Annotated in this window: 15 protein-coding genes, 1 tRNA gene, 1 pseudogene and 1 riboswitch; of the genes and pseudogenes, 12 read left to right on the top strand and 5 right to left on the bottom strand. The window is 57.3% G+C overall.

What is annotated here, in order from left to right; translation table 11 throughout:
* Position 1: 1 nt before the first annotated feature.
* Both carA and HY868_13550 read right to left on the bottom strand, forming a co-directional pair.
* Entirely contained in the window at positions 2-1,159 is a 1,158-nt protein-coding gene (gene carA, locus HY868_13555) for a glutamine-hydrolyzing carbamoyl-phosphate synthase small subunit (GenBank protein ID MBI5303153.1), read from the bottom strand.
* Positions 1,160-1,274: 115 nt separating this feature from the next.
* Positions 1,275-1,347: transfer RNA gene (locus HY868_13550), tRNA-Val, on the bottom strand.
* Between the two features lie 147 nt (positions 1,348-1,494).
* On the opposite strand from HY868_13550, the gene HY868_13545 reads away from it, so the two are divergent.
* Positions 1,495-3,045, top strand: coding sequence for a hypothetical protein (locus tag HY868_13545; protein ID MBI5303152.1), 1,551 nt, complete (start codon positions 1,495-1,497; stop codon positions 3,043-3,045).
* 64 nt (positions 3,046-3,109) lie between these two features.
* Here HY868_13545 and HY868_13540 read toward each other — a convergent pair whose 3' ends face one another.
* The 3 genes from HY868_13540 to HY868_13530 are packed head-to-tail and all read right to left on the bottom strand — an operon-like array spanning position 3,110 to position 6,423.
* Complete coding sequence (locus HY868_13540; protein MBI5303151.1) at positions 3,110-4,183, bottom strand: M42 family metallopeptidase; 1,074 nt, start codon at positions 4,181-4,183, stop codon at positions 3,110-3,112.
* 14 nt (positions 4,184-4,197) lie between these two features.
* Positions 4,198-5,220, bottom strand: coding sequence for a M42 family metallopeptidase (locus HY868_13535; protein ID MBI5303150.1), 1,023 nt, complete (start codon positions 5,218-5,220; stop codon positions 4,198-4,200).
* Between the two features lie 57 nt (positions 5,221-5,277).
* Positions 5,278-6,423 carry a M42 family peptidase gene (locus HY868_13530; GenBank protein MBI5303149.1) on the bottom strand — a complete coding sequence of 382 codons (1,146 nt, stop codon included), beginning with the start codon at positions 6,421-6,423 and terminating at the stop codon, positions 5,278-5,280.
* Between the two features lie 171 nt (positions 6,424-6,594).
* Here HY868_13530 and HY868_13525 point away from each other — a divergent pair, with 171 nt between their 5' ends.
* From HY868_13525 to HY868_13475, 11 genes and pseudogenes are all read left to right on the top strand, one after another.
* Entirely contained in the window at positions 6,595-7,452 is an 858-nt protein-coding gene (locus HY868_13525) for a class I SAM-dependent methyltransferase (protein MBI5303148.1), read from the top strand.
* Positions 7,453-7,551: 99 nt separating this feature from the next.
* A complete protein-coding gene (locus tag HY868_13520) occupies positions 7,552-8,106 on the top strand; it encodes an aminoacyl-tRNA hydrolase (GenBank protein MBI5303147.1) in 555 nt (184 codons plus the stop codon).
* Between the two features lie 62 nt (positions 8,107-8,168).
* Positions 8,169-11,693, top strand: a complete 3,525-nt coding sequence (gene mfd / locus HY868_13515; protein MBI5303146.1) for a transcription-repair coupling factor — start codon at positions 8,169-8,171, stop codon at positions 11,691-11,693.
* Positions 11,694-11,717: 24 nt separating this feature from the next.
* The gene (locus HY868_13510; protein ID MBI5303145.1) at positions 11,718-11,945 is read left to right on the top strand and encodes a hypothetical protein; all 228 of its coding nucleotides are present in this window, start codon (positions 11,718-11,720) and stop codon (positions 11,943-11,945) included.
* Positions 11,946-12,063: 118 nt separating this feature from the next.
* Positions 12,064-12,297 carry a DUF4160 domain-containing protein gene (locus tag HY868_13505; GenBank protein ID MBI5303144.1) on the top strand — a complete coding sequence of 78 codons (234 nt, stop codon included), beginning with the start codon at positions 12,064-12,066 and terminating at the stop codon, positions 12,295-12,297.
* A 68-nt stretch (positions 12,298-12,365) separates the two neighbouring features.
* Positions 12,366-12,566: a DUF2442 domain-containing protein gene (locus tag HY868_13500; GenBank protein ID MBI5303143.1), complete on the top strand. Its 201-nt coding sequence runs from the start codon at positions 12,366-12,368 to the stop codon at positions 12,564-12,566.
* Positions 12,567-12,666: 100 nt separating this feature from the next.
* Positions 12,667-12,993, top strand: a complete 327-nt coding sequence (locus HY868_13495; protein ID MBI5303142.1) for a hypothetical protein — start codon at positions 12,667-12,669, stop codon at positions 12,991-12,993.
* Positions 12,990-13,283, top strand: coding sequence for a hypothetical protein (locus tag HY868_13490; protein MBI5303141.1), 294 nt, complete (start codon positions 12,990-12,992; stop codon positions 13,281-13,283). Before HY868_13495 ends, HY868_13490 begins: the two co-directional genes overlap by 4 nt.
* Before the next feature lie 212 nt (positions 13,284-13,495).
* A pseudogene (locus HY868_13485) lies at positions 13,496-15,150 on the top strand (restriction endonuclease).
* A gap of 110 nt (positions 15,151-15,260) precedes the next feature.
* The gene (locus HY868_13480) at positions 15,261-15,923 is read left to right on the top strand and encodes a nucleotidyltransferase domain-containing protein (GenBank protein ID MBI5303140.1); all 663 of its coding nucleotides are present in this window, start codon (positions 15,261-15,263) and stop codon (positions 15,921-15,923) included.
* A gap of 381 nt (positions 15,924-16,304) precedes the next feature.
* Positions 16,305-16,389, top strand: a riboswitch (cyclic di-GMP riboswitch).
* A gap of 255 nt (positions 16,390-16,644) precedes the next feature.
* A complete protein-coding gene (locus tag HY868_13475; GenBank protein MBI5303139.1) occupies positions 16,645-19,938 on the top strand; it encodes a hypothetical protein in 3,294 nt (1,097 codons plus the stop codon).
* Positions 19,939-20,037 lie beyond the last annotated feature (99 nt).

Raw genomic sequence — 20,037 nt, 5'->3', positions numbered from 1 at the left:
ATTACTGACGACTGGCGACTGACGACTGGCGACTTTCCTCCATAGATTCAATAAATTCATCAAACAAGTTCATCGCATCGTGCGGTCCGGGCGCGGCTTCGGGATGAAACTGAACGCTGAACGCGCGTTGCTGGCGCGAGCGCAAACCTTCGACGCATTGATCGTTGAGATTGATGTGCGTCACCTCGACATCGCCGGGCAAACTATCGGCACGCACCGCAAAGCCGTGATTGTGCGATGTGATTTCGACCTGCCCCGTGAGCAAATTCTTGACCGGCTGATTGCCGCCGCGATGACCGAACTTGAGTTTGTACGTATCGCCGCCGAGCGCGAGACCCAGGATTTGATGTCCCAGGCAGATGCCCATGATTGGCACGCGACCCAGCAAATCGCGCGTCGTTTCAATCGCATACGTGACGGCGGCAGGATCGCCCGGACCGTTCGCGAGCAAAACGCCGTCCGGTTTTAACTCCAATGTTTCGCGCGCCGAGAAATTCGCCGGGACGACGGTCACGCGACAGCCGCGCGTGGTGAGCGAGCGCAACGTGTTGCGTTTGATGCCGTAATCGAAAACGACGACGTGGAGGTTGGAGGTTGGACGCTCCGCGTGGAAGTTGGAAAGTGGATACCATAGCGCGTGCGTGGATTGATCCCAAAGGTATGTTTCGGCGCACGTCACGTAGCGAACCAGGTCGGCGCCGTTCATCGAGGGCGAGGTGCGCGCCATTTCGATCAAGCGCGCGGGATCGGTGTTGACGCTCGATAGCGCGCCGCGCATCGCACCCTGGGATCGCAGATGGCGCACGAGCGCGCGCGTGTCAATCTCGGAAATGCTCACGACCGCGCGCACACACAAGTATTCGTCGAGCGACGCGTTGGCGCGCCAATTGCTCACGCGCAAACTCGCTTCCCGAATCGCAAACCCAGCAAGCCAGGTGCGCGCCGATTCGTCGTCATCGTCGTTGACGCCGGTGTTGCCGATGTGCGACGCGGTCATCACGACGATTTGTTGATAATACGACGGGTCGGTGAGAACTTCTTGGTAACCGGTGAGCGAAGTGTTGAAGACGACTTCGCCGGTCCGCTCGCCGCGCGCGCCGAAGGCAATGCCGCGCCACAGCGTTCCATCTTCAAGCGCCAAGAGCGCCGGTGTCTGCATAAGCGATTTCTCCGTTCGACGAATTGCGGCGATAGTAGTCTACATTCGCGGCAACGTCAAGTTTCGCCAAATAAAAACGAGCGAGTGCGCCAACTCGCTCGTCCTTTGAACCAGGTGGGCGAAACAGGACTCGGACCCGTGACATCTTGCGTGTAAAGCAAGCGCTCTACCAACTGAGCTATTCGCCCAAGTGTTGGAAGTTAGAGATTGGAGTGTAGAGCTTACGTTCGCCACGTTCTAATTTCCAATTTCCAATTTCCAACATCCAACTTCCACGCCATTATAGATTATTCAACGTGTTTGTCAAACATCGCTTGCCGCGTATAATTCAACCGATGGAAAATGAAATTCTGTGGACGAGCGGTTTTATCAACGAACGTTTGCCCGCGCCGATTTCGCCGTTGGGTTGGTCGCACATCGGACCCTTCGTCGAAGAACTGGCGTTGCGCGAGCCGTTGCGATGGCTGGGTTATCCGCACGCCGAAACGATTCCGCTGACGCGTTTGTGGCGTGGGCATCCGTACGCGAATGTGCGCGCCTTTCAGATTTTCTACAAATGCTTTCCCGATTTTCTTCTGCCCGAAGACGCGTACCGTTATTTTCCGGACGGTGATGTGAGCGCGCGCAAAACCGCGCCCTATCCCTCGTCGATTTATTCTCCGCGATTTCTGGTCTCGATTGTGCGCGCGTTCGCACGCGATTGGCAAAACTTTTCGACGTTGCACAATTATCGCGTCTGGGCGCGGTATACGCGCGAGCACGATGCGCGCGTCGCCGATTTGCGCGCGCGTCTGCCGGCGTTGCGTGATGCCGACCCGCACGCGATTTTCGACGCGCTACGTGATACCGAACGCGCGCATCGCGGGGTGCTCCGCATCCATCGCTGGAGTTTGACGCACGCCGATTTGACGTTCGGTTTGCTCAAGCGAATTGCCGGTGAGGACGCGGAGTATGCCGCGCGCGCGCTTGCCGACGTGCCGAACAAGACGCTCGAAGTAGACGCCGACTTGCGTCAATTATCGCGCGCCCAATTTCTCGCCAAGCACGGGCATCGCTCGTTCTCGCTCGACATCGCCGCGCCGACATTCGCGGAAGACCCGGCGCAGGTGGAGCGGCTGATGACGACCGCCGACGACCGACTACCGACCACTGACACTCAAGATAAATCGCGGTCAGCCATCGGTGGTCTGCGGTCGTTCGGCGTGAAGGCGATTCTCCCACTCGCGCGTCGGTACGTCGCGCTCCGCGAAGACCAACGTTACTACTGGCAAAAGTCGCTTGCGGCGGCGCGGCAGTTGTACCTGTTGCTGGCGGATCGTCTCGTCGCGCATGGAGTGATCGCCGAACGCGGCACGATTTTTTTCGCGACGCACGACGAACTCCTCAAGTATTTTGACGATGAGTTACCCAAGACAGATTTAGCGCGCATGATCGCAATGCGTCAAGCCGAATGGCGCGCATATCAACGCGAATTCGAGGAATCGCCAACCGCATCGTATCCCGCGTTTCTGCGCGGCGATGTACCGTTAGAACGCGTAGGGGCAACCCTTGTGGTTGCCCAGCCGCATCAATGGCGCGGGCGCGCGATTAGTCCGGGCATTGCGCGTGGTGTCGCGCGTGTGGTGCGATCCGCGAACGAATTGGCGCGCGTGCAACGCGGCGAGATTCTCGTTGCGCCGGCAACCGACCCAGGTTGGACGCCGGTGTTTGCGCGTATCGCCGGACTCGTCGTCGAACGCGGCGGCGTGTTGTCGCACAGCGCAGTCGTCGCGCGCGAGTATCGCGTGCCGGGCGTCGCGGGGATTCCGGGAATCGTGGACGAAATTCGCGAGGGGGAAACGATTCAAGTGGATGGAAGCAGTGGGGCAGTTAAAGTAGTTCAATAGTTCGATCGTGCGATAGTTGCGCTCGATGCCAACTATCGCATTATCGAACTATCGAACTATTGCTCTAATCCAACTTGACTGGCTTGCTCAAGAATGCCGCCAGCAACTTGATGGCATTTTGCACGTCCTCGTAATCCACCATTTCGGACGGCGTGTGAACGTAACGCGTCGGAACCGAGATGACGCCTGCCGGCACACCCTCGCGCGAAATCTGCATCGCCATCGCGTCGGTCGAGCCGCCGACCAGCACTTCGAGTTGGTACGGGATTTTATTTTCGCGCGCAGTCTCGATGAGCGCGTTCTTGACGCCGACGTGCGCGAGCATGCCCGAATCTTTCACCTTGATCGCTGGACCCTTGCCGAGCGCGATTGCCATCGTGTTCGATTCCGGCGTGTCGCCGGTGTCGGTCACGTCGAGCGCGATCGCAATGTCCGGTTGGACGCCGAACGCCGAGGTCATCGCGCCGCGCACGCCGACTTCTTCCTGCACGGTGAACACCGCGTACACTTCGTGCGGCGATTTTTTCAACTGGCGCAAAGTTTCGATGAGCACGGCGCATCCGACGCGGTCGTCCATCGTTTTCGCGACCAGCCGATTGCCGAGATCGGCGAACTCGCGCCAAAATCCGGCGGCATCGCCCACACCGACCGGCGCGCTTTTCGCATCGCTCACGCCGACGTCAATGAACAACTTGTCCATTTTCACTTCGGTGCGCGAGCCGTCTTTTTTCTCTTGCGCGAATACGCCGACGACGCCGTTCTCAAATCGGCACCGATGACCGACGAGCGTGTTTGGGAACACGCCGCCGATGGACGCAAAGCGCAAGAATCCTTTTTCGTCCACGTGCGTTACCATCACGCCGATTTCGTCCATGTGCGCGGCGAGCATCACTTTTTTGCGCGGACCCGCACCAGCGCCTTTTTTGTGCGCGATCAAATTACCGAGTGCGTCCACGCGCATCTCGTCCACAAGCCCTTTGATTTCTTCGCGAATCAAATCGCGCATGGCATGTTCGTGCCCTGATGGTCCCCAGGTTTCGGTCAATCGCTTGACGAGCGATTTGAGCGGCGGCAGCGATTTCGCCTCGTTGCCATTATCGAAATTCGGAAAGTGGTTGGTTTTGATTGCAGTTACCATGTGACACCCTTCGTCTAGATTTTTACAAGACGCGGCAGCGCTTTAGTCATCAGCGCAATCGTGTGATCGAAATCGCGCAGACTGAGTAGACTGACCGGCGAGTGAATGTATCGTGTCGGCACGGCGACGGCGACGGAAGGTACGCCTTCTTTCGCAAGGTGAATGCGCCCCGCGTCGGTGCCGCCGACCATCGGTTGTTTGAATTGAAATGGAATCCGATTTTCTTGCGCGGTCGCGACCAGGAGATTGACCAAGCGCCGATCCGACATCGCCGAGTTGTCCGCAATCGTGATCGCGGGACCCGCGCCGATGCGCGTCGTTGGCGACACATCTTTCTTTTTCGGCGAATCGTCGCACACGGTGCTTTCGAGCGCGAACGCAAAATCCGGTTCGATGGCGTACGCGGCGACCCGCGCGCCGCGCGCGCCGACTTCTTCCTGCACGGTGAACACGCCGTACACGTCGAACGGATAATCGCGTTTCAGGATTTCGACGAGCGCCGCGCATCCCGTGCGGTCGTCGAGTGATTTACCTTTGACGAGTCCATCGCCCAGCTTGCCAAACTCGGTCGCGAAGGTCGCGTAATCGCCCAGCTTGACCGCGCCCAGAGCTTCCTCGCGCGATTTTGCGCCGATGTCAATCGTCAGCGAGTCCGTATCTATCACTTGCTCGCGTTCTTTCGCTTTGAGCAGGTGAATCGGTTTGACGCCGATGACGCCGGGAATTTTGTCTTTGCCGATCAACACGACCTTGCTCAACAACACGCGGTCGTCAATGCCGCCGACTTTGCGAAAACGCAAGTGACCGTTCGCGTCGTGATGGACGATGAGCAAGCCGACTTCGTCCATGTGCGCGGCGAGCATCACTTTGAGATTGGCGCGGCGCGCGCCTTTGGCTTTTTTCAGCGTGATGAGATTGCCCAACGTGTCAGTGCGATATTCGCTGACAAGCCCCTTGACCGCTTCGATAAGCAACTCGCGCACTTCGGATTCGTCGCCCGATACGCCGCGCGCGTTGGCAAGTTTTTCGAGTAGCATTGGATTCCTCAGAAGAGTGATCGAGGACGAAGGACGAAAGACAACAGACGAACGTTGCTACTTTCGTTTTTTGTCTTTCGTCCTTCGTCGTGGTGCAACGCGTTTCACCGCCGGTTTTTCGGCGATGTGATTCGTCTCGCCGCGCAACTTGCGCAAGAATGCGTCGTCGAGCGACGCGCAAAAGAATGCGACCAGGCGCGCGACCTGATCCAGGTCGGTGAGACTCAGCGTTTCGACGGACGTGTGCATGTAACGCAATGGAATGTCAATCAAGCCGGTCGGGATGCCTTCGCGGACGACTTGCATCGCCCACGCGTTCGTCCCGGTCGCGCCCGGGTACGCGGTTATTTTGTAGCCGATGTTGTTTGCTTTCGCGGTCTCGGTGAGTTGCTGGTGGACCAACGGATGGACGTTCGGACCGAGCGCGATGCCCATGCCTTCGCCGAGCGGCACCGCGTTGACTTCGGTTGCGCCGGGTTGATCGGCGTGCCCCACGTCAATCGCGAGCGCGACATCAGGATTGATCTTGTACGTCGTCGTCAGCGCGCCAAGATAGCCCGCGCCGGTTTCTTCCTGCACGTTCGCAATCGCGTACACGTCCCAGGTGTGTTTGATCGCCGCGAGATTTTTCAACGCTTGCGCGACGACGGCGACCGCGGCGCGGTCGTCGAACGCTTTGCCGGCGATGAGGTTATTTTTCAGCGCCACGATCTTGCGCGCAATCGTGATCGTATCGCCGACCGCGACCAATTCGCGCACGCGGTCTTCGGGCAAGCCCACATCCACGAACAATTCGGACATCGGGATGACCTTGTCGCGTTCTTCGGCGGTGAGGACGTGCGGCGGACGCGAGCCGATGATGCCGGGCAAATCCGCTTTGCCATGCACGACGACTTGTTGCGCGAGGAGTACGCGCACGTCGAATCCGCCGACTTGGGTAAAGCGCAGCAAGCCGTGATCCATGTCCGTCACCATCAAACCGATTTCGTCCATGTGCCCTTCGATGAGGACTTTGGACGCAGGTGTTTTGTCTTTCGCATCGCGCGTGCCGCGCTGGAGAGCGATCACGCTCCCCATCGGCGTCACGGTGATTTCATCGGCGTACGGGCGAAACTCGGCGATCACGCGGTCGCGGATCGTATGCTCATAGCCCGAGACGCCGGTCGCTTCGGAAAGTTGTTGCAAAAAATCTTGAATTGCCACGCGAAAACTGTCTCCTTGGATTGGCGCAGTGAACGAACGGGCGCATTATAACATTTGACGAATGCTTGTCAATTCGATTTTTACGGGGTCCGTTTGCGCGATTTGCCGAATGATGGTAAACTCGTAAATTGCTACTATTGTGGCTATTTGCCGGACAAGGAACCCATTACGATGAATTTGCTTGATGTGGTACGTCGCCAGCCGACGCCAATGCCGTGGGTGGAAGGCGAAAAAATACCGTGGCACGAACCCGCGTTTAGCGCGCGCATGTTGAACGAGCATCTTTCGCAACAGCACGACGCAGCAAGTCGCCGAACGCCGGTGATCGAGCAACACGTCGCGTGGATTCATCACGACCTCCTGGAGAATCAGCCGACACGCATTCTCGATTTGGGCTGCGGACCGGGCTTGTACGCGAGTCGTTTGGCGCGGCGCGGACACGAATGTGTCGGAATTGATTTTTCGCCCGCGTCCATCGCGTACGCGCGCGAGCAAGCGGCGGCGGAGCGATTGGCGTGTCGTTACATCGAAGCAGATTTGCGCGCGTTGGATTTCGGCGCGAGGTACGGTCTGGTGATGTTCGTCTTTGGCGAGTTGAACGCCTTTCGCCCGGACGACGCGCGACGAATTCTTCGCAAGGCGCGCAACGCGATGGCGGAGGATGGTCGGCTCTTGCTCGAAGTCTCCACGTTCGAGGGCGTTCGCAACATCGGCTCGCGACTGTCGGGCTGGTACTCGTCCGAGCGCGGCTTGTTCTCGGATCGTCCGCACCTTGGGCTGTTTGAAAGTTTCTGGGACGACGCGCAAGCCGTCGCAACCAAGCGATATTTTATCGTGGACGCCGAGAGCGGCGCGGTGACGCGCTGTACCGCGAGCACACAAGCGTACACAGAAGAACAATATCGCGCGTTGCTGACCGAAGCCGGTTTTTCGAACGTTGAATTTTATCCGCGCTTTGGCGATGTGGAGATCGCGCAAAAAGAATTCCTGGTTATTGTCGCGCGCACGCGTGAGGCGAATAGCGAATAGCGATTAGCGAATTGTAAATCGAAAATCAGAAATCAAAAATCCCCGATGCCTTCTTTACGCTGGTTACTTCGTCACGGCGCGGCAGATGCGCCGACGCAAATCAAGCTCATCGCCGGGCTGGGCAATCCCGGCGCGCGCTACGCGCGCAGTCGTCACAATGTCGGCTTTATGATTGTCGAGCGATTCGCGCGCGCGCATGACTTGTCGTTCGCGCGTAAACGCTTCAACGCGGAAATCGCGGAAGGGTCGGTCGGCGGTGGGCGCGTGATGCTGGCGAAACCGCAAACGTTTATGAACTTGGCCGGCGACGCGATCGGCAAATTGTTCGCGTTCTACAAAATCGCGTCGCACGATTTGCTCGTCATCTACGACGATCTCGATCTGCCGCTCGGCAAAATGCGGATGCGACCAAAAGGCGGCGCGGGCGGACATCACGGGATGGAATCCATCATCGCGCGCATCGGCACGTCCGATTTTCCGCGCTTGCGCGTCGGCATCGGTCGTCCCGACCCGAACGCGGATGTGGATCACGTCCTCGGCGATTTCGAGGGCGACGAACGCGCGCTGATGGACGAAACATTCGCGCGCGCCGCGGATGCGATTGACGCATGGCTGCGCGAAGGGCTGAACGCGGCGATGAACAAGTTCAATTGAAATTCTAAATTCGGAATTCGAACGCGTCTGAATTTTGAATTACGAATTACGAATTACGAATTATGAATCTATCTGCTCTTCTTTCTCCGATCGAATCACTCACCGCATTCACGCGACTCACGGATGCGTTGCGCGACCAGAACACGGTCAGCGCGGACGTGATCGAATCCGCGCGCGCGCCGATGCTCGCGGCATTGTCGCGCACGTTGCGCGTGCCCATCGTCGTGCTGACCGCGCGCGCGGATCGCGCCAAGCAACTCGCGGATGAACTCGGCGTGTGGTTGACGAGCGACAACGCGTTTCTCTTTTCCGAACCCGAGCCGTTGTTCTACGAGCGGATGCCCTGGGGCGCGGAAACGATTACCGCGCGACTAGGCGCGTTGTCCGCGCTCGCGAACGCGCAAGCGTCCGCGCCGATCATCGTCACTTCGACGCGCGCGGTTTTGCAACGCACGATCCCGCCCGGCGATTTTCGCGCGGGCGCACGCGTGTTGCATCGCGATGAAAGCGTGAATCTCACCGAGTTGATGACCGCGCTCGTCACGCTCGGTTACGAGTACGCCGCCGTCGTCGAAATGCCGGGCGCGTTCAGCCGGCGCGGCGGCATCCTCGATGTGTGGACGCCGATGTGCGGACATCCGATTCGCATGGAGTTGATCGGCGACGAAATCGAATCGCTGCGCGCGTTCGACCCAGCGACGCAACGTTCGGCGCAAGCCGTAGACGCGATCACGCTCGTCCCGGCAAGCGAAGCATTGCCCGCGCGCGGACGCGATCTCATCGCGCAGTTGAGCGCCTGGGATTTGGACGCGTGCCATCCAATTGCCGCGTCCGCGTTTCGCCAGGATTTCGCCGCGCTCGAAGATGGTCGGCGTTTCAACGGCATCGAATTTTATTTGCCGTACCTCTATTCGCAACCCGCGTCGTTGGTGGATCATTTGCCGAACACGGGATTGCTCGTCGTCGAAGATTGGAACGAAGTGGAAGCCGCCGCGGGGGCGCTCGAATTTCAATCGGAAGAAGTGCGCGCCGATCTACAAGCGCGCCGCGAATTGCCGTCTGGTGTCAGTGCGCCGTACTGGACGTGGCACGCGTTGCGCGAACATTTGCTCGCGCGCAAACGCTTGCTGTTCGATTACGCGTCGCCCGGCGATTCGCTTCAACTGCCGTTCACGCCTGGTCCGCGCTACGGCGGGCAACTCAAAAAAGTTCTCGAAGAATTGTTGAACGCGCAACGCGAAGGCGCGCGGACGATTGTCGTCACGCGCCAAGCCGACCGGCTCTCCAATCTTTTACGCGAACGCGATATTTTCATCAAGCCGACCGACACCTTGGCGCACGTACCCGACCCAGGAAATATCGCGCTCGTGCACGGCGCGTTGGCAGAGGGATGGAAATTGGAGGTTGGAGACTCTCGAACTTTCAACCTCCAACCTCCAACCTCCAACCTCCAATTGCTGACTGATGCTGAACTCTTCGGCTGGTCGCGCCCCAAGCCGCATCGCGTCGCCAAGGCGCGCACCGCCTCGCCCGAAGCGTTCTTTGCCGATCTCGCGATTGGCGATTACATCGTTCACATTGATCACGGCGTCGGCGTGTTTCGCGGACTCTCGCGCATCGCGTTGAATGGACCCGAGCGCGAGTACTTGTCGCTCGAATACGCGCGCGGCGATCAACTGTTCGTGCCGGTGCATCAAATTGATCGGCTCAGTCGCTACGTTGCGCCGGGCGGACACGCGCCAACGTTGAATCGTCTCGGCACAGCGGAATGGTCGCAGGTCAAGGAACGCACGCGCAAAGCGATTGCGGACATCGCGGACGAGTTGCTCGAACTGTACGCCGCGCGCGAGGTTGTAAGTGGACATGCGTTTCCGCCGGACGATCAATGGCAACATGATCTCGAAGCGGCGTTTCCGTACGTCGAGACCGAGGATCAGCTGCACGCGATTGATGAGGTGAAAGCGGATATGGAACGCGCGCGTCCGATGGATCGCTTGATCGTCGGCGATGTGGGGTACGGCAAGACCGAGGTCGCGTTGCGTGCCGCGTTCAAAGCCGCGACGAGCGGCAAGCAGGTCGCCGTGCTCGTGCCGACGACCGTGCTCGCGCAACAACATTTCAACACGTTCACCGAGCGACTCGCCGCGTTTCCGCTCCAGGTCGAAATGCTCTCGCGCTTTCGTTCCGATAAAGAGCAAACCGACATCGTGGACAAACTTGCGACCGGCGCGGTAGACATTGTGATTGGCACGCATCGGTTACTTTCGAGCGATGTGATTTTCAAAGACCTGGGTCTACTCATCATTGACGAAGAGCAACGCTTCGGCGTCGTGCACAAGGAACGCTTGAAGCAGTTGCGTCAAGAAGTGGATGTGCTCACGCTCACTGCGACGCCGATTCCACGCACGCTCTATTTGTCGTTGAGCGGCGCGCGCGATATGAGCACGATTGAAACTCCGCCCGAAGATCGTTTGCCAATTCGCACGTACGTCGCCGAGTACGATGAGCGCCTGGTGCGCGAAGCGATCCTGCGCGAGTTGGATCGCGGCGGGCAGGTGTTTTTCGTTCACAATCGCGTGCGCGGCATTCACATCTTCGCCGAGCAGATTCGCAAACTCGTGCCCGAAGCAGTGGTCGGCATCGGACACGGGCAAATGAACGACGAGCAACTCGAACAGATGATGGCGGAATTCGCGGCGGGGCATTACGATGTGCTCGTCTGCACGACGATCATCGAAAGCGGGATTGACATTCCGAACGCAAACACGCTGATCGTGAATCACGCGGACAAGTTCGGTCTCGCGCAGTTGTATCAATTGCGCGGGCGCGTTGGGCGGAGCGCGGCGCGCGCGTACGCGTACTTTTTGCACGACAAACTGCATCCACTCAGCGCCGACGCGCACGCGCGCTTGCAAACCATCGCGGAGGCGAGCGAACTGGGCGCGGGCTTTCAAATCGCGATGCGCGATCTGGAGATTCGCGGTGCGGGCGAAATTCTGGGCGCGCAGCAATCGGGGCACATTGCCGCGGTCGGTTTCGATTTGTACTGTCGTTTGCTGGCGAGCGCGATCGAATCCTCCAAGTTAAAAGCGAAAAGTGTAAAGTCAAAAGTAGAAAGCGCAGATGCCGACCTGGGTCTTGCGCCGACGATTGATTTGCCGGTGCAGGCGCACATTCCGGAGGAGTACGTGCCGGAAGCGGGCTTGCGTTTGAAATTGTATCGGCGGCTCGCGGACATTCGCGCGGACGCGCAGGTGGACGAGATCACACGCGAGTTGGCGGATCGGTTCGGCGCGCCGCCAGAGCAAGTGGAAAACTTGCTGTACTTGCTGCGGCTCAAAGTCGCGGCGTGGCACGCGCGGCTTGCCGCCATCGCGATTGATGATGGGCGTATCTTGATTCGCTTTGGTCGCGAAGATGGCGCGCGCGCCGACCGGCTTACCGCGCGGTTCAAGGATCGCGTCAAGGTTGCGCGTGACCGCGCGTGGTTGCCCGGACCGGAAAGCAACCTGCGCTGGCGACAGCAATTGCTCGATGTCGTGCGCGTGTTGGGCGAGGTCGTTGACAGCGCGGGCAAAGCGGGGTAGACTTGCAAGTGAGGAGGAACGGTTATGCAACCTGTGACGATTCTTGAAATTGAAGAACGACTGCGTGAGTTACCGGCAGACAAACTGGCGGTTGTGTATGATTTCGTTTCCTACTTGAGGGATCGCGCCAAGTTCACGGCATTGCGCGAACCACTTTCCGAAAGTTATCAGACTGCGTTTGCATCGGAAGCGATTCTGCGTCGAGACTGGGATCGTCCCGAAGAGGATACAGCATGGGCAAGTTTGTTATGAATGAAGGAGCAGACCTGGAAGGTTTTGGAAACCTTCCAGGTCTTTTTGATTGACGCACTCGGCGCGCTGTGGTAGAATCCTGACGAAAGAACAAATTCCTATGTCACCGGGGTAATTCATGTCGCCGACCATTCCACTCAAAGGTAGAGGCGCAGGGAAATACGCGTTTCGATTTTTTTCCAGTGACGTGATGGAACCGCCCCACGTTCACGTTTATCGCGGAGACAAACGCGCCAAAGTATGGCTGGTCAAACTGGAGGTCGAGTGGAGTCGCGGCTATAATCAATCCGAACTCACCGAAATTCTTCGCTTGATTCGTGAGTCGGTTGCTATTATTGGAGGTGTGGAGTGAGCATTTCGGTAAAGCATAAATCAACGGTAGATAACGTCCAAGCCACGGCAGTGCGTTTCGCGAACGATATGCTGTACGTCGCGTTGAGCGACGGGCGTCAAGTGGGCGTGTCACTCAAAACGAAATGGTTGCGATGGCTCGCACAGGCAACACCGCAACAACGGAAACGCTGGCGCATTGATTCCTGGGGCGATGTAATTTACTGGGATGAGCTGGACGATGGCATCGAGGTATGCCATTTGTTGGATCGGCGACCGTTGGCAGAATAAGTAACCCAGACCTGGCAGGCGCTCGCGCGAAACCTTCCAGGTCTTTTTGTTTGACGTGAATCCAGCGCTGTGATAGAATCTTGATTGAAGGAAAACGCGGATGCCGATAACACAATTCACTGTGCCTTTGCAAGGCAGTCCAACGGATCGGTACAGGCATTATCACGTTTTAGAAAAAGACGTGATCACGGCATTCACGATTCAATACGAGGCAGAGATTGACGAGCAGTGGCGCGAGATCGTACGGTATGATACCGCGCACAACAGACCGCATAAAGATTTGCTTCATCCTGACGGTACGACGGCAAAAGAGGAATTTCCGTACTATACCAACGCCGAAGTCCTCACGTTTGGGCAAGATGATATTCGCAAGAATTGGAAAAAATACCGCGCGCAGTACGAAAAGGAAATGAGGATGCGAAAATGAATACCCGCTTTGCCGAGAAATACGATGAATTGTTCACCGAGTTTACGCGTTATGTGGTCGAGCGCCCTGGGTTCGCCAAGCAAATTCCGCACGATGCGCTCGTCGTGCTATTGGATAAAAACGATCCCGAGTTCAACCGCGAGAACCTCCGCCGCGTCAAAAAATATCTCAAACACGATGACAAGCCGGCGCGGTCGGTCATTTACGTTCAAGTGGGACGGCTCGCACCGATCAAATCGCGCTTGCGCAATCCGCGTGTGATGACACGTTTGCCAGAATATGCCGCGTAACCCAGACCTGGAAGGCGCTCGCGCGAAACCTTCCAGGTCTTTTTGTTTGACGCACTTGCCGCGCTGTGCTAGAATCGCGGTAATGTCCGTAGGGGCGAGGCATTTGCCAGGATATCCAGGTTAAACTGAGCGCGTGATTGACCAGTCACCTGGCAAAAGAAACGGCATAGGCGAATGCCTCGCCCCTACCACCCGATTATGGAGCAAACGCAATGACGCAAACCACGCAACCGAACACGCTCTACTTTGGCGACAACCTCGACATTTTGCGCGCGCACATCGGCGACGCGACGATTGACCTGGTGTGTCTCGATCCGCCGTTCAACTCGAAACGCGATTACAATTTGCTGTTCAAAACGCCGAAGGGTCATGAGTCCGACGCGCAGATTACCGCGTTCGAGGATTCGTGGCACTGGGGCGAGAAAGCCGAGCGCGAGTTTGCCGAGTTACTGCATCAATCGAACACGGATGTCGCCGCGATGATTGAATCGTTGCGCCGCTTTCTCAAAGAGAGCGATATGATGGCGTACCTCGTGATGATGGCGAATCGTTTGCTCGAACTGCACCGCGTTCTGAAACCGACTGGTTCGCTGTACTTGCACTGCGACCCGACCGCGAGCCATTATTTGAAAATTGTTCTTGACGCGATTTTTGGCGCGGACAATTTTCGGAATGAGATTACTTGGAAACGACAATCAGCGCATAGCGACGCCAAGACAAAATTCCCGGATGTTGCTGATACAATTTTGTTCTATGCCAGGTCCAGAGGCACAAAATTTATTCCACAGTACGGCGAGCATGATCCAGAATACCTTGAAAAATTTTATCGCTTTGATGATAACGATGGGCGCGGCTCGTATCAACTTGCGGACATGGCTAGTCCAAATCCACGCCCGAATATGATGTATGAATGGATGGGTTTCCCATACCCGGCAAAAGGTTGGAGATATCAACGCGAAACGATGCAGAAACTCCACGACGAAGGGCGCGTTTGGTATCCTCGCAAATCTGATGGTTCTTTTGATTTTTCAAAACGTCCGCGTCTCAAACGATATTTGAACGAGCAAGAAGGTTCAATCGTCACGAACGTTTGGAATGACATTCAACCGTTGCACGACGTTTCTGACGAGCGAATGGGTTATCCCACGCAAAAACCGCTCGCGCTGTACGAGCGCATCATCGCCGCGTCGTCCAATCCCGGCGACCTGGTGCTCGATCCGTTTTGCGGTTGCGGCACGACGATTCACGCCGCGCAAAACCTGGGTCGGCGATGGATCGGCATTGACATCACGCCGCTCGCGATAGACCTCATCAAAAGCGCATGAGAAAAGCATTTCCCGATCTCGCGTTTGCGGTCGAAGGTACGCCAAAAGATTTGGACGGCGCGCGCGAACTCGCGGAACGCGACAAGTACCAATTCCAATTCTGGGCATGTGCGCGCGTTGGCGCGCAACCGTATCGCGGCGGCAAAAAAGGTGCGGACTCTGGGATTGACGGCATTCTTTATTTTCAAGACAGCAAAGATGCCGCCGCTGCGCGCAAGATCATCGTTTCGGTCAAGGGCGGCGAGAACGTCACGCGCACGATGATCGCGGATCTCAAAAATTCCGTCGAGCGCGAAAAAGCGCAAATCGGATTTTTCGTCACATTGTCCGCGCCCACCAAGCCGATGCAGACCGAAGCCGCGAGCGCGGGCTTTTACGAATCACCGCACAGCGGCGCGTTCCCCAAAATACAAATCCTCACGATTGAAGGATTGCTCAACGGAAGTGAATCGCCGCGCTATCCGGATTTATCGCGCGGCGCGGTCAGTTTCAAGCAAGCGAAAACGGAAAAGAAAAAAAGTAAGCAAGGCAAGTTGCTATGATGCTACGCAAAAACCCGAAGAGTCTTTAAGACCCTTCGGGTTTTTGCGCTTTGTCCAGATATACTTTGCGTGCCTGTGCGACTTGATGTAAAAATTGCATGGTGAAACAGATGAATGATCGAGAAATGGTACAGACACTTGTAGAGCGGTTTGCTCAACGCGCGCGCGCGACATTTGGAAAAGATCTCGTCTCAATTGTGTTGTATGGCTCGGTCGCACGCGGCGATTTCAAATCCACCTCGGACATTGACCTGCTTGTGGTCTTTGAAACATTGCCGCCGCGACGCGGTGAGCGTTACGTGTTAACGCGCGCTCTCGAAGAAGAGGTCGCCGAGAGTGTGCCGGGCAATTTTGGCGACGCGCATTGGCACGGTTTCAGTCTCATCCGCAAGACGCGCGCAGAGGCGCAACGCACCAGCCTCTATTATCTCGATCTAACGACCGACGCGGTTCTGCTGTATGATCGCGACCAATTTTTTCAAAATGTGCCAATCGTTTACGCGCGCGTTTGCGCGAACTTGGCTCGCAAAAAGTGTATCTCGACGATGGACATTGGTTTTGGTTGCTCAAGCCCGATGCCGCCTTGGGTGAAAAGGTCGAAATATGAACCTGCCGAATCTTGCCTATCATCAGTTACAGGATGCCAGACTGCGCCTGGAAGATGCCGAACGCCACTTGGAGCTCCGCCATTATCACTTGAATGCAAAATCGTGGGGCAATTTTCCAAAATTGCCAAACAGAATCCGCGTTTGGCGAAGGTATTGACCAAGTGAGTTGTATGATGGAGACGATGCCGAGTCGGCGTTAGGCAAAGCCCGCCAAGTTTTGGTGGCTTGCGAAAAGTTGATTCAAGGCGTAATTCCATCCACGCCGGAGGAATCTGGCGGTAGCGAGTCTACCAAACATGACTGAAAGGCAGATGTTTTGAGTCTTGTCGCCGTCTGCGCCAACGTTCGATCTCGCCGCGTGGTTTGCTGAAATCCTGGATCACGTGCGACGCTAGAGAAGCAAACCCGCAGGGTCTACCAGACCTTGCGGGTTTTTGTAACCGCACGTGTGCGACGCGTATGGGTGACCAGAGTAACGGGGGAGCGTAATCCCATTGCTCAGACCGCGCAAGCCCATTAGAATATAGCCGAACATTAAAAAGATCCCTCCGACAAAGGCAAACCCGGCGAAAGCCGGTGACGCAAAGCTACGGACCTAAGGTCGCAAGACGATGGTCGCCGAGCTGCCGAAGAGAACGCCCATCTCAATATTGGTTGTCGTTGTAGACCATTTGCCATTGACTTGTTCTTGTTCGTTTGATGTCCGCTTCGGTTGTTCGGAGCGGATTTTTATTTGTAAGGGTTCAGAATCTTGCGAAGGTTGTGTAGCACCTGGGAATTCGATGATACCGGGGATGCCAACGCACATTTAGTCGCAAGATTATTTCTGAACCTTCGCAAGGTTGACTGAACGGTTACTTTAATTTTACATGCGAGGGATAATCTAATGGCGATTTTTTCTAGCCGCGCCCGTGGGATATTCAAACGCGGGATGTTTGTGGCGCTGATTTTTGGCGCGTGGCTCACCTTCTCTCCTGCGACCGCACGCGCGGCGACCCCAGCCCAGTTGCGCGTTCTGCAATCCGATACGAGCCGTGTCGTGCTCGAACTGACGGTGAGTGGGTATGACACGAGTACACGTCAGGTTGGTAGCACGAACTACACGTTTCTCTCCGTTCCCGATTTGGATTTCATGCTCGAAAGCGGCAAGCCGCAATTGCCGACCAAAGGCGCGCTCATCGGCATTCCCCCCGGCGCGCAGCCGTCGCTTAAAATCACTGCCGACGACGCGCAAAACGTAACGCTCGTGAATCCGGTCTTGCCCGTCCCGACCGACCAAATTCAATACGCGCCGAGCCAGCCGTTGCCGGTTCGCACAGGTAGCGCGTACATCGCCGATGCCGCGACCTACGCGGCGAATCAATTCTATCCGGCAAATGTCGCGCGCATCGGTTCGACTGGTGTGTGGCGCAGCCAAGCATTCGCCTCCATCGAGATTCGCCCGTTCCAATACAATCCCGCGACGCGCCAACTCGCGTTCCATCGCCGCGTGCGCGTCGAGATCACGTTCACGTATCCAGGCGGCGCGTACCGCGCGCCGGCAAGCGCGGTGAGCGAAGGCGCGTTCGATTCGATTTTCCAGAAAACGCTCGTCAACTATGCGAGCGCGCAAAGTTGGCGCGCCCCCCGCGCCGCGCGCGCGCCGGCATCGCCGCGCGTAACGCAGTCCGGCGGGGCGTGGTACAAGATCGCGGTCAATCGCGACGGCATTTATCAAATCACCTGCGCGCAATTGCAGAGCGCGGGGATCAATACGGCGACACTCGACTTGAACACGCTCAAGATTTTCAAGAATGATGGCGAACTCGCGATCGCGATGAGCGGGCAGTGCAGCGGCGCGGGCGACGGCGTTGTCGAATTTTTCGGACAAGCGGCGCAGACGCGTTACACGAATACGAACATCTATTGGCTCACGTTTGGCGACGGCGCGGGCAAACGTATGACAACGCGCAACAACAGCGGCGCGGGAACGCCTGCGGCGTCCTTCACCGCGACGACGCATCTCGAACAAGACAAACTCTTTCGTTCCGGCATTCCGATGGTGGACGGCGCGGATCATTGGTTTTGGAATTATGTGCCGAACGGCACAACGTACGCCGACTATCCATTCGACCTGGCGAATTTGGCGAGCGGCACGTACTCCGATACGTTGCAAGTGCGGCTGACTGGCGCGAACAATATCGCGCATCGAACGCAGATTTCGTTGAACGGTACCCTGCTCGACGATGCGACCTGGTGGGGCATCACCGAACGCACAGTCACGTTGTCCGTCGCGCACACGTTGTTAGTCGCCGGCACGAACACGTTGCGCGTCAACGAGATCGGTTCGGGCAGTAATGTGTTCATCAACAATTTCGATTTGAGTTACGCCAGCGCATTCACGGCGGTCACCGACACGTTGCGTTTTCGCATCGCGACGAATGGAACCTGGCAGTACGCCGCCGGCGGATTCAGCAACGCGAATATCGCGGTGTTCGACATTAGCGACCCCGCGAATGTCGCGCGCATCACGGGCGCAAGCATTAGCTCGGTGGGCGCGCCGTACACCGCGACGTTCGCCGATTCAGTCACTTCGCCGCGCGAGTACCTCGCGCTGACGAACGCACAACGCCAAACGCCGGTCTGGCTCACACTCGACACGCCGTCCAACTTGCGCGACCCAGGCAACGGCGCGGATTACATCGCGATCACGCCTAGCGCGTTCAGCGCGAACATTCAACCGCTCGCGGCATTTCGCGCGACGCAAGCGATGCGCGTGCGCGTCGTAGATGTTCAAGACATCTACGATGAATTTAGCGATGGCTTGCTGGACGCGCAAGCGATCTATGATTTTCTCGCCTACACGTACGCGAATTGGCAAGCGCCCGCGCCGGCATTCGTGTTGTTGGTCGGCGATGGACATTACGATTTCAAAAACAATCTCGGTACGAACGAGCCAAACTGGATTCCGCCGTACATGAAATTTGTGGATTTGTGGATCGGCGAAACGGCGAGCGACAATCGTTACGTGACGTTCAATCCCGACAACAATTTGCCGAACATGGCAATCGGACGATTGCCGGCGAACAGCGCGGCGGATGTGGACGCGATGGTTGCGAAAATTCTGAGCAACGAACAAAACCCGCCCGCCGGCGATTGGCGGAACAAGGTCACATTCGTGACCGACAACCCGGACAGCGCGGGCAATTTTTGGTTGTATTCCGATTTGATCGCGACCGATGCGTGGTACTTGCCCGCGCCGTACACCGCGAGTCGCATCTACTACAATCAATCGCCGTACACGACCGGCGCGGCGGCGCGCGACGCCTTGATCGCGGACATTAGCGGCGGCGATGTCGTCGTCAACTATGTCGGGCATGGCTTTATGGGTTCGTGGGCAACCGAGTACATTTTCCAGGTGAGCGATTTGAACGCGCTAACCAACACGGACAAATTTCCGGTGATGTTGTCGCTCTCGTGCTATGTCGGCTACTTTCACATGCCCGGCTTTTCCAGTTTGGGCGAGTCGAGTGTGCGCGTTGCCGGAAAAGGAATGCTCGCCAGTTGGTCCTCCGCCGGACTGGGTTTGGCGGCGGGTCAGGATTTTCTGGATCGCGGTTTCTTCGAAGCGATCAGTCAACAAGGACTCACGCAGATCGGGCAAGCCGCGATTTACGGCAAAACGAATTTGTGGCAGAACGCCGGCGGCGCGTATCGCGATTCAATTGATGTTTTCATGCTCTTTGGCGATCCAGCCACGCGCATCGTCACGCCCGGCGCAAGCGCGCCCACGCCGACACCGACCGCAATTGCGACGAACACGCCAACCGCGAACGTAACTGCAACCGCGACTGCAACGAACACACCGACCGCAACTGCAACTGCAACCGCGACGAACACACCGACCGCAACTGCAACTGCGACTGCGACGAACACACGCACGCCGACCGCGATGCCAACGGCGACGAGCACGCGCACGCCAACTGCAACCGCGACGAACACACGCACGCCAACCGCAATGCCAACTGCAACCGCGACGAACACGCGCACGCCAACCGCGATGCCAACTGCAACCGCGACCGCAACCGCGACCGCGACGAACACGCGCACACCGACTGCTACGCCGATAAAGACCCCCAGCGGCGGTGGCGGTATCAAATTGGCTCCCTTCAGCGTCTCGTTGCCGTTCGTCATCAAATAAATCTTGCCGCAATCAAATCACCTGCCGCGTTTGGGAGAACGCCCAATGTCGAGGGTTTTCTCCCATTGACATTTTGACGAATCCCGTCGAAAATGCAAT

Source organism: Chloroflexota bacterium, from assembly GCA_016219275.1.
Classification (GTDB): domain Bacteria; phylum Chloroflexota; class Anaerolineae; order UBA4142; family UBA4142; genus JACRBM01.
This window is presented reverse-complemented; position numbering and strand designations above follow the sequence as displayed.